The following is an 11830-nucleotide window of genomic DNA, read 5'->3' on the forward strand; positions in this document are numbered from 1 at the left end:
ACTCTACTACATTTTACTCACTATGTCAACCTCTTAGTTTTTATTTTGTTGATATATTGCATACTACTAATATGTAAGGAATTTTGGCTAAACCTTCCCATATACGCAGGCATAGTTTAATTTAAGGTGGAATTATAAGCGAATAGAAAACCCTCTACTATATATATACCGGGTTTCTTATGACTTTTTCTGAAAAAATTAAAAACTTTTTTCTTTGGAGGAGTTTGGCCTGATATGCTACCTATTAATGATTTAATGATAATCTTTTCAAGCCATCTGTAAAAATGAAAAGTTTCTGAAAACGGCAATTATAGCTCTTCTCATAATAGTCGGAACAAATCATAAAAAAGCAGAATCAACAGCTTGACGGAAAGACTGAAAAATAGGGATATTTTTTCTAGCTCTGTTCTTTATAGCAAACCAATGATGCTCAATTTCGTTAAAGTCTGGAGAATATGGAGGAAGATAAAGAATTTCAGCACCTACTCCTTTAGCAAGATCATCGATTTTTTTAGATTTATGGAAAGCAGCGTTATCAAGAATTACAGTTTGGCCAGACCTTAAAATTGGAGTCAAAAACTGCTCAAACCAAGCCTCAAAAACATCCTTGTTGCAGTATCCCTCAAAGGTCAATGGAGCAATGATTTTCTTTTTATTTAGAGCTGCAATCATACTGACGCGCTGAGTTTTTTTACCTGATTTTAGTGAATGAAACCTCTCTCCTTTTCTGCAATATCCGTATGGGTAGTCTTCTGTATTGTCTATCCCAGATTCGTCAATATATACAAGATTTTCAGGATATTTTGTTGCTATAACCTTTGCAAATTGAGCTCGCCTTTCTTCATTTCTTTCTTTATATCCGTAGATCTTTTTTTCTTGTAAAGCCAATATTTTTAAGTGCGCGGTGAATCGTTTGTCGACTGATATTGCCCCAGAGTTTAGCCATCTCTGACTGAGTTTTGCCACCATGGTTTTTTGCAAATTCGGTGAAGACATTCCAGTCGGTAATTTTATGGTTATATCCTACGCTTCCAGGCTTTTTTGACTGAAAATCTCCTGTTTCCTCGCGCCTTTTCTGCCACTCATATAAAGTCGTTTTTCCAATTTTAAATCTCTTGGCAACAGTTGCTCTACTTTCTCCCTCATCCAATGCTTCCATTGCTTTTTTCCTTAAGTCATAACTATACGCTGCTGGCATACAAACCCCACTACCATAAATCCATATCTTACCTTATTTGGATTATTATGAGAAGAGCTATACTTTTTGATTCACGAATAGAATTATTAAAGATGCCTTTTATTCAAATTTTAAAGGGCATTACAGGTGCTAAAGGGGTACAGTGGAGTGGTAACAATCGCTTTAAAACGTAATTACAGGCTTTTTGCCTATCAATGAGACATAAAACACAAAATTTTGTCTCCGCTATACATGATGAAATTGGAGACGTACATTTTGATCTTTGTCTATATTTTGAACTATTGAGCGGTAGTTATCTGGTTCTTTACATTAAATAACTCAGCTATATTATAGTGCATTTTTTATATTAACTAAATCTCTTAATTGATCGTTGTTAAATTCTGTAATCCAACTCTCGCCACTACTTATAGTTAGGTTTGCTAATTCCTTCTTGCTTTGAATCATCTCATCAATACGCTCTTCAAATGTACCTGTTGAAAGCAGTCTGTATACCATAACATTACGCTCTTGTCCAATACGATAAGCTCGATCTGTTGCTTGTGCTTCCACTGCCGGATTCCACCATAAATCGTAATGTATTACATGGTTTGCCGCTGTTAAATTAAGCCCTGTTCCTCCAGCTTTTAAAGATACTATAAGAATATTGGCTTGGAATAAGTTTTGAAAATCATTAATCATTGTATCACGTGCTTTTCGAGAAAGTCCACCATGTAAAAATGGCACTTTTGATTTAAATCTTTCTTCAAGTAACTTAGATATAATTTTACCCATTTCAGTATATTGAGTAAATATTAATGATTTTTCTGCAAGATCACTAATCACAGTCAATACTTCTTCTAGCATCTGCATTTTACCGGATTGTTCAATACTCGCATGCTTTTTCTTGCCGTACTGTGATGGATGGTTACAAATTTGCTTTAAAGCATTGATAAGTTTAAAGATTAATCCCTTACGTTCAATTCCTTCACTTCTTTCTATCTTTTCCATAGTTGTATTAACGACTTCTTGGTAAAGTGCTGTTTGCTCTGGAGTCAAAGAACAATAACGATTATTTTCAATTTTATCTGGTAGATCCTGAATAATGCTTTTATCACTTTTTACCCTACATAGCATAAAGGGGTGGGTAACTTTCATGAACCTCTCTAGACAAGCTTTGTCTCTCGCTTTTTCAATCGGTGTTGCAAAGCGTGTTCTAAACTGCGCAGAAGTACCTAGATATGATTTGTTGATAAAGTCAAAAATGCTCCAATACTCAAGCAGCCTATTCTCAACAGGTGTGCCACTCATAGCTATTCTATGTCTTGTTTCAATAGTTTTAATTGCCTTGGTTTGTTCGGTATTAGGATTTTTTATATTTTGTGCTTCATCAATCACGAGCAAAAACCAGCGAATTTTATTAAGTTCTTTTTTATCACGACGTGCAAGACCATAGGATGTTAGAGCTACATCATAATCACTTGCCAATTCTCGATTTTGTCCGTGATAGACGAAAAGCTTTAATTCTGGCGCAAAACGTTCTACTTCTCGTTGCCAATTACTTAAGATGCTTGTGGGAGCTACTACCAAGACTCTGTCCCGATCCAAAAACCCTGTATTTTTGCAATATAGAATAGCTGCTATAACCTGTAATGTTTTACCAAGACCCATATCATCAGCAATTATACTACCAAACCCACTTTCTATGTTCTGTACAAGCCAACTAAATCCACGCTCTTGATATGGACGTAGCTGTGCAGTTAGATTACTTGGTACATCAACAGATGCATAAGTGTTGAACTTATCAAATAAGTTTTTAATTTGCTGGTCAAGTACTACTTTAGCTTCATCTAACTCACCTGCTAAAGCGGCTTGCATCAGCTCTACTTGATTTAAGTGTTCGGGTAACTTATCAAGTTTCTTCAGTAGAGCTTCTACCTCCTTATCATCCAAAAGCACATACTGATCGACTATTCGCACAAGCCCTCGGGAATCTTTTAGCAATTTTTTAAATTCTGTAACGCTTAATTTTTTATCTCCTATTGCTACTTTCCAATCAAATTTTAATAAATTTTCCAGCGTTAAAAAACTTTCTCGATCTTCTTTTATTTTATCCTTGGTAGACAAATTAAGACTTAATTGTGGTTTGAAGATTTTTTGTAAAGATTTTGGCAAAATAACTACGATACCAATTGCTCTTAATACAGGCAAGATATGCAAAAACAATGGTGCAAAATCATCTAAATTAAATGATAATATGCTATTATCGTCAATCGATTTTTCCAATTCAGGTATGTATTCAGACAAGAGTGCAAGGTCAGATAAAATACTAAGTTTTATGTTTTGATTAGAAAGTGCTTTTTCTAGCTTTATGAATGACTTTTCATCATCTAGGGATGCCTGTATATCAAGCTCAAATTTTTCATGGTGATCTTTTATCGTTAAATAGAGTTTGTAAGGTTTATCTGCTAAATAAAGACGTGAAAGCCAGAGATTAATTGCTTGCGGTATTTCTTTGTTACTAAATTTAGTAAACTTGTATGGATTTCCAGTAAAGAATAATTCAAAGATATATTTATCTCTATACTTATCCAGTGATACAGGAAAGTTATCTTCTATATACCCTAAAAGGATAAGAGAGATAGCAACATTTACTTGTTCCTCTGGTTCCACAGCGATTTCTTGATATTTAATCAATAGAGGCGGACAAATAGATGACATCTTGCTATGAATTTCCTTAACTGACGCATTAAACAACGCCGGAATCCACCTAATTATCACTTCTCCTTCTTTGTTTTGTAATATTTGTGGTATTAGCGCTGACTTTTCCATCAGCATATGTGCAAACTGTGAAATCATATGCATGAAGCGAAGTTCAGGATTAAGCCTGTGAAGTAACGAATTAGGAATGTCGTTTAAAAATCGCGCTATATCTTTCAATACATTTCTACTTAGCATAAATAAATTAGTTGTACCATTGCTCACTTGAGTAAGGTAATGCTGATCATTAATGAATAGTTGAAATGTTTGCCAATTCTCAATATTTCCCCATCTTTCAATAAATAGCTCCTCTTCTGATAGTTCCTTCTTAGAAGCTGGATAGTACACTAATTTTCCTGCAGGATACTTTTGCCAGTGCTTATAAGCTATCTGTAAAATATTATGGAAGTTTTTTTCAAAAAAAAGTGGATTATCTGTTAAAATACTACTGATACAATCAAAAAGGTTAGGAATAGTTGATAAATCAATATCATTTAAAATTGCTTGGTTATGTATTCTAATTTTAGAACATGCCTTAAATATATCATCTATCTTTAAAATGTTTTGAGCATTTTCTAATTTTCCATTCCCAAAATCATCGATAAGTGCTGACAAATTACAATTATGAATATTAAAAATCATGAAGGGGTTTTTATCAATTTCTGCAGCAATAAGATAAATTACAGCAGCAATGTGTTTACAAGGCATAGCCCAATCAGGACAGTTGCAATTTGCATTCATCTCTTCCCAATTTGAAGGAAACAATTTAATCCCAAGATCATTAAGCTTATCAAACAAGCTGGTTGGTAATTGCCTATTTATTAATTTAGATAGTATAGAAGGTGAAGTTTCAATTATTTGGCGAATAGTATGTTGTTCTGATGAACTTAATTCATTAAGTATAATTTCGACTTTATATGGGTGAGCACGAATTTTATATGCTGAGCTATGAACTTTAGCTGTAACTATGTGACCATTAATTTTAATACCAAAAGCTCGACCAGTATTAGCACAAGTTCTGCCACGTGGAAGACGGTTATCATAATCAATTCTATTGAAGCACTGAAGCCATTTCTCTCCCCACCATGTTCTTCCATAGATAGTCATTTTTTAAAATCGTATATTTCAATATAAATAAATTGAATATTAACCTTATAGATAATTTTTTTTAAACCCACCTTAGAAAAACTATAGTGTTTCTTCAGAGCAAGCTACCAATTTTAGAACGGTTTAACATCAATTACTACTATAAAACGCCAACAGAAATAAGTTAAAATAAGCATTTGTTTGTTGCTATAGATCAAATTTACTTATGTTGAGCTGCATAAAAGTGCAACCAAGACTATACAAAAAGACTTAAAACTCTCAAAACCTTATGAATTTATATGTAACCAGTGCTCCTAATTTATTTACAATTCATCACTCTCTGGGACCATACACCATAAATTGGGGTTAAAAGGTTTGCTTGGCAAAATTAATGTTTAGTGCTATACTTAATTAGTTATTAATAGAGGATTAAAATATGGTTATTCGAGCTGATTCCCTGGATTCAAGTTGGGTTGATGTAAGCGGAGAAATAATTGGAACTGAAGATCGTCACCATTCTAGAGATTCAGGCATTGAAGATCAACCTGACCAAGACTCTACAACTACATTAGAATTTAAGCTGACACAATCTTTGCTTGATCAGGTAAAAGCTGATAAAAATGATCCCAGTGTAAATTCTGGTAAACAAGCGTATAAAGATCTTCCTAGAATGAGTTTTGTAATCAATGGTCAAGCTATAGATAAGGAATTTGTTAGCCAACAGTGCAATACGCATAGTGAAGGAGTTAAAGATGACAATTACCGCCAAACTGCAAAGCAAGTCTTCACAGAAATGTTCAAGCATGCTAAAGCAGAAGTTCCAAACGATCACATACTGGAAGAATTAATTACTAGTTGTAATCAAGCGGGGTATGAGTTTGCGATGTATGGTCAAATTCAGCCTATACTTGCTCAGTATAATTTAACACCAACAATTCCTGAAAAAACAATGGGCATTCATTGTAATAGTGCAAATTCTGTAAGTGTTGAGTATAGTGAGGTTATAGTTGTAAAAAATCCAGATTCAGAACAATTGGAAGAATATAAATGTGATAGTAAGCTAAGGTTCACGCTTAAGTCTCAAGATGGTAAAGTAGAGTATGAAAATGGCAAAGTAACATTTACCGTTCCTCAAGAATTAAATAACTACAAAACTGATGGTAAAAGTTTATTAGGTGATATTAAGGAATGTTTTGAAGATGTTGATAACCGAACTATTGAGGATTTAACCGATAACATTGGTGATGAACGTCAGTTTAATGAGGAACCTAATGGAGATGATTCAAATCTAGAACAAGATGAATTTGAAATAACTGATATTCAAGAAGAGCAAGGGCCAAGTGTTTTAGGATCAAATAGAACTGAAATTGCAGGATTTAGCCAAGAGAAGTTATTAGAGATCATCAATTTTGTTAAGGTAGGCTATTATGTTGGTGATTATAATCTTAATAATAAAAAGTTTTCTGAGTTAGAGGAAAGATCTTATAGAGTTCCAGCTAAACTTAAGGAAGAAGGTTATAAAATAATTCAATTCTATAATATGCGTGATAATGAACAACCATATCGACATGCTGGTTATGTTTTTATAAAAGATAAGGGAATAACTATAGTTTACCGCGGTAGTCGTAATTGGTTTGACTACATGAAAGATGCTGAAATGATTTTGACTAGTTCAGGTGAGCTTTTGCCTGAAGGTGGAAAAATCCATTCAGGTTTTTACTCTTTATTTAAAGATTCTTGGGAAAGTGTTTACAAGATATTAAAAGGATATGCTAATGATCAACAGTTAGAAATTAAAGATTTTAAAATTAACCTTACAGGTCATAGTATGGGAGGTGCTATTGCCACCATAGCTGCTCTATGTTTAAGTGTAAGAGAGGGTGCAGAAGATTTTCATGTTGCAACTTTTGCTTCTCCAAGGGTTTTCGATTCTGCTGCTGCTGAGGTTTATGAAGAGCGCCTTGGAAAGAAAACTATTAGAGTAGTTAATCAATCAGATTTCATACCTTCATTACCACTTGGTTCTATGGGTTATAAACACGTGGGTGAACAATTAAGAATAAGTAGTAGTTCTTCACTTTATGCTCATCCATTGGACGTGTATCGCAATCTTATTGCAAATCTTAAACCTGACCAATTTAAGTCTGATAATAGTGTATCTATATACTATTATCTTTCTTACCTTGTTACAGTATTGTATAATGTATCCACTGTACCAAGTTACCTCATTCCAAATACCCATTCAAATGGTGATGAGCAATATTTTAAACAAGTAAAGAACAAACATAAAGATGCTTCACTTTCTGAAATGATGAAATATTCTGGATCTAGTAATGAACAGAAAGTAGTAATTTATGAGGATTCTGAACCTGGTGAAGACGGGTTTATAATCTTTCACACACTTGATAACTTGTTAGCCATGATGCTATCTTTACCTAGACATGGAAGAGGTGAAGGGTTAAAAGTTAACGTTCCTGATATTGCTTTTTTTGTTAACAATAATTATTATCTCAGTGGAAACACTATTAGTCTGAGGCTATTGAAAACCTTAGTTGATAACTATCCAGGAAGCTTGGCACTTATGAAGAAAAAGAGTAATAAACTTAATGGAGGTTCTTCTTCTACCGCAGCTATCTCAACGTTAACAATAGCTGAAGTTTCTTCAACAAATTCATCTTTAGGTGATCATAGCAATAATAATGTACAAATCGCAGTGCAGAGTGATGAGAATCAGCAAATGAATTCTGAAAAAGCTGGTAGCAGTAACACTCCAGGAATTCCTGAACAAATACTTGTACCAAGTAATGAAAAAGAGCTTGTAGCAAGTACAGGTTACGGTATGGGAGATGTCATTACCAAAACAGGAAATGCAGGAGATTTGCGTGTTGCAACTTTGGGTGCTCAACAGGTTGTTCCTCGTGGAGGGACTGTTAGTACTATTGAAGCATTAAAGAATTTGCCTAACAACAGAACAATTAAAATTTTTCTCCTTAATGGTCAGAGTGTTGCTCAAATTTTTAAAAAGTCTGATCGAGAGGTCGAATTTTCTTTCTCTAATGGTAATACCTATGAACTTAATTTGCATTTGATTAATGAAGAAAGTCTAAAAGTGCTATTTAATAAAGAAAATTCAGTTCTAGCTAATGCTATTAATGATTTTTCTACTGTTAAAATGCCAATTTTAGAACAAAAAAGTGGTAAGAATGAACAAGCTCCTATTCAATTAGCTGGACATGTAATACGAGAGGATTCCATACAAGTAGTACAACCGAAAAGTTTAGTAAATATTAGGGATAATAATGTTCAACTTGTAAACGAAAGTGATCAACCAATTCAGAATGATAATGTAGTAGCTTCTATTAGTAGCGATGATAATCATAGTGATTCAAGTAAAATTCAGTTAGATGAATCACGAACTGGTAGCGATCAAGTATCCAATCAATCTACCGGACATATAACAAAAATGGATAATGAGCAAGCTCCTCTCAGTGAGGGTAATTCTAAGCTTGAAAGTGATCAACAAGATCCACAACCAGAAGTTTTACCTATAGTGCTCAATGGCAATCCTAATAATATAGCTGTTACAAATGAAAATGTTAAAATGCCAATTCTAGAACAAAAAAGTGATACCAAAACCAACAACAAGCAGTCTACGAATCCAAACAATGTAGGTGTTACTGCACCATCTGTTCAACCAGCTCCACCTAAAAGTGTAGATAAGAATAGTGGTAAAGAAGATACACAATCAAAATCAACAGGGGTACATTTAGTAGCTAGTAAAAACCCTAAACGAGTAAATAATGCTCAAGGTAACAGCAAACAACCTAGTTACAACCCTGCTCCACAAAATGCAAAAAGTAAGTTGCCTGTGATAGCTGCTTCTATGTTAGCAATAACTGGAGTTGCTACAGGGATAGCTATTGCAGTTTACTTGGAAATGCTAATGGTAGGAATAGCAGTTGGAGCTTGTTGTCTGGTTGCTGCTGCAATCATATACTATTGTAATAAACCTTTAAATTCACTTGAAGGAAGTAGTGTTGATAAATTTACAGATGGGGCTTATTACACAGCGGTAAATTAAGGAATAAATATTATAGTTTACCATTTAATAATTTATTATCATTATGTTAATTATCATAAAATAAGAACCAAAGCCTGATTTAAAATGCGTACTCGATAAATACTTCTACGAAAGTACTATTGCTGATGTTTCAAGTAATCTACTGCTTACCAGTTATGATATACACAACAACTGTCGTGTGTCCAGAAAAGGCGAGTATGTTCAGTGGGAGGTAGACCCACCAGGATAAGAGTCGGAGTCCTGTAGCTAGGGTAGCAATATGGAGGGAAACCAAGATATTGAAGCCTACCGACAACGTTATCGTAAGGATAATGGCGAATTATCAGGTTGTAGCGAAAGCGAACACATAGGTGGCCTCGAAAGTGTGTAAAACTAAAGGCTGAGCTCACGGCAGTTGGGTGAAAGCAACATAGATAGCTGAAATACGAATGATACAGCATATCTACTTTAGCGGGGTGGTAGTGATGACATGATAATAAGGGAATACGAGGCAACTGGAGAAGCCCTCCTCATCCCAAGGAGAAATACCTTGGAGTGGTAGGTTCTATAACTGGAAACAGGAAATGAACTGAAGATGAAAGGGTGGCGGATGGGTGTGTAGTAGTGACGAAGTGAGGTAACGCTCATGGAGCAAAGGCACCCTACTAGTAGGAATCTTTTAACAAAAGGGAGGTAAAGGTAAAAATGATAAAAATGCCAATTAAATTACAAGACCTGAGAAGGAAGATATATACCAAAGCGAAGGCAAAACCGGAATGGCGATTCTGGGGAATCTATGTTCACGTATGTAAGATGGAGACGCTAGAAGAAGCATATAAGCTGACAAAGAAGAGTAATGGGGCACCAGGAATTGATAAGGTGACGTTCGAATCGATAGAAGCAGAAGGCTTAGAGAAGCATCTTCAACAAATCAGACGTGAACTAATAACCAAGACCTATAACCCAAATAGGAACCGGAGAAAGGAAATACCAAAAGCTGGAGGAAAACTCAGAGCGTTGAACATACCCTGCATTCGGGATAGAATAGTGCAAAGCGCACTAAAGCTAATAATTGAACCAATATTCGAATCTGACTTTCAGGACGGATCATATGGATATAGACCTAAGAGAAAAGCGCATGAAGCAATAAGCAGGGTAGCGAAAGCAGCAATCAAAGGCAATACAAAAGTTATTGACGTAGACCTAAAGTCCTACTTTGATAATGTGCGACATCATATTCTTATGGAAAAGATTTCCAAAAGGGTAAACGATAAAGAAATCATGCACTTGATTAAGCTAATCCTCAAAGTAGGAGGGAAACGAGGAATAGCACAAGGATCACCACTTTCACCACTACTAAGCAATATATACCTCAATGAGGTGGATAAAATGCTAGAGAAGGCAAAAGAGGTGACTAAAGAAGGAAAATATCAACATATAGAATACGCTAGATGGGCAGACGATCTAATGATACTGATAGATGGACACCAGAAATGGGAATGGCTTGAAAAATCAGTGCACAAAAGGTTACAAGAAGAATTAGCAAAAATAGAAGTAGAAGTAAACGAAGAAAAGACAAAAGTGATTAATCTTAAAGAAAAAGGGACATTCAGCTTCCTAGGATTTGATTTTCAACAGAACATCACAAAACAAGGAAAGTGGAATGTGAGGATAACACCCAAGATGAAAGCACGAACAAACCTACTTCAAAAATTGAAGGAAGTATTCCGCTGTTATAAATCGCAACCAATAGGAAAAGTGATTCATATCATTAATCCGATATTGAGAGGGTGGACAAACTACTTTAGGATTGGAAACACAAATCGAAGCTTTAGTTACGTCAAACATTGGGTAGAGAAGAAAATAAGACGCAATCTAATGAGAGCCAGAAAAGCAAAGAAAGGATTTGGCTGGAAGAGATGGAGTAGTGAATGGATATATAAAACTCTAGATCTTTATTCAGACTATAGAATAAGGTATTACATTCAGAAAGCCTTACCAGCACAATATGTTATAAATTTTGGTAAAGAAACTACTAGGAAAGCGTAGTGCGGGAAAATCGCATGCTGCGTTTGATGAGGCGGGAGCTGGAAACGTGAATATGGGAATTTTGGATTGAGGCCCAACATGAAAATAATGGATCAGCCACCAAACCCTAAAGAGGCGCGCCAGTTCTCGACCCTACCATTTTTCCTTAAAAGTTGGAGAGAAAACAGGAATTTCATCAAGTTAAAAGATGCACTCAGAGCAACAATAGCAGCACCAACTTATTTCTCCCCTAAATACTTAAAAATCAATCAAGAGGAAAGAATGTTGATAGATGGAGGGGTGTTTGCCAATAATCCAGCGGCGTGTGCAAGTGGCAAGAGATTATTTCCAAATGACAACATTATCCTGTTATCAATAGGTACTGGAGAAACAACCAAAAGTATAACTAATTCAAAGAGATTGGGAAAAATAGGGTGGATAAAGCCACTATTACACGTAATATTTGCCTCTGGACTGGACTGGACTGCGTAACTGAATCAAGTAATAGGTGATAGATACATAAGAATACAATCACAACTGAAAGTAGCATCAGCTGAGATGGATAATATTACATCAAAAAATATTAAATGTCTACAGCAAGAGGCAAATGCAATGGTAGAGGACAATCAGAAAGTGATAGAGAAATTCTATGATCTTATATCTTGATACGTAGAAATGCCAAAAAAATTCTGTAGCAAGGGATATCTCTTCTCCAAAAAAAT

4 protein-coding genes and 1 pseudogene are annotated in these 11830 nt (G+C 34.9%); 3 read left to right on the forward strand and 2 right to left on the reverse strand.

Annotation, left to right across the window (positions count from 1 at the left end):
* Positions 1–339 precede the first annotated feature (339 nt).
* Together ABWU58_RS03285 and ABWU58_RS03290 are read right to left on the reverse strand one after the other, a co-directional pair.
* A protein-coding gene (locus tag ABWU58_RS03285; RefSeq protein WP_353283380.1) for an IS630 family transposase occupies positions 340–1198 on the reverse strand; the annotation gives its coding sequence in 2 pieces (ribosomal slippage) (positions 340–874 and positions 873–1198; 861 coding nt in all).
* Positions 1199–1525: 327 nt separating this feature from the next.
* On the reverse strand, positions 1526–5041 hold the full coding sequence (locus tag ABWU58_RS03290; RefSeq protein ID WP_353283600.1) for a DEAD/DEAH box helicase: 3516 nt from the start codon (positions 5039–5041) through the stop codon (positions 1526–1528).
* A gap of 415 nt (positions 5042–5456) precedes the next feature.
* Here ABWU58_RS03290 and ABWU58_RS03295 point away from each other — a divergent pair, with 415 nt between their 5' ends.
* The 3 genes and pseudogenes from ABWU58_RS03295 to ABWU58_RS03305 form a co-directional block, all read left to right on the forward strand.
* Positions 5457–9101: a lipase family protein gene (locus ABWU58_RS03295; RefSeq protein WP_353283601.1), complete on the forward strand. Its 3645-nt coding sequence runs from the start codon at positions 5457–5459 to the stop codon at positions 9099–9101.
* A gap of 684 nt (positions 9102–9785) precedes the next feature.
* A complete protein-coding gene (gene ltrA / locus ABWU58_RS03300; protein WP_253308914.1) occupies positions 9786–11129 on the forward strand; it encodes a group II intron reverse transcriptase/maturase in 1344 nt (447 codons plus the stop codon).
* Between the two features lie 138 nt (positions 11130–11267).
* Positions 11268–11774 (forward strand): annotated as a pseudogene (locus tag ABWU58_RS03305) (patatin-like phospholipase family protein); the annotation flags it as partial.
* Between the last annotated feature and the right edge of the window lie 56 nt (positions 11775–11830).

It is taken from the genome of Wolbachia endosymbiont (group A) of Pogonocherus hispidulus, assembly GCF_964028195.1.
Taxonomy (GTDB): Bacteria; Pseudomonadota; Alphaproteobacteria; order Rickettsiales; family Anaplasmataceae; genus Wolbachia.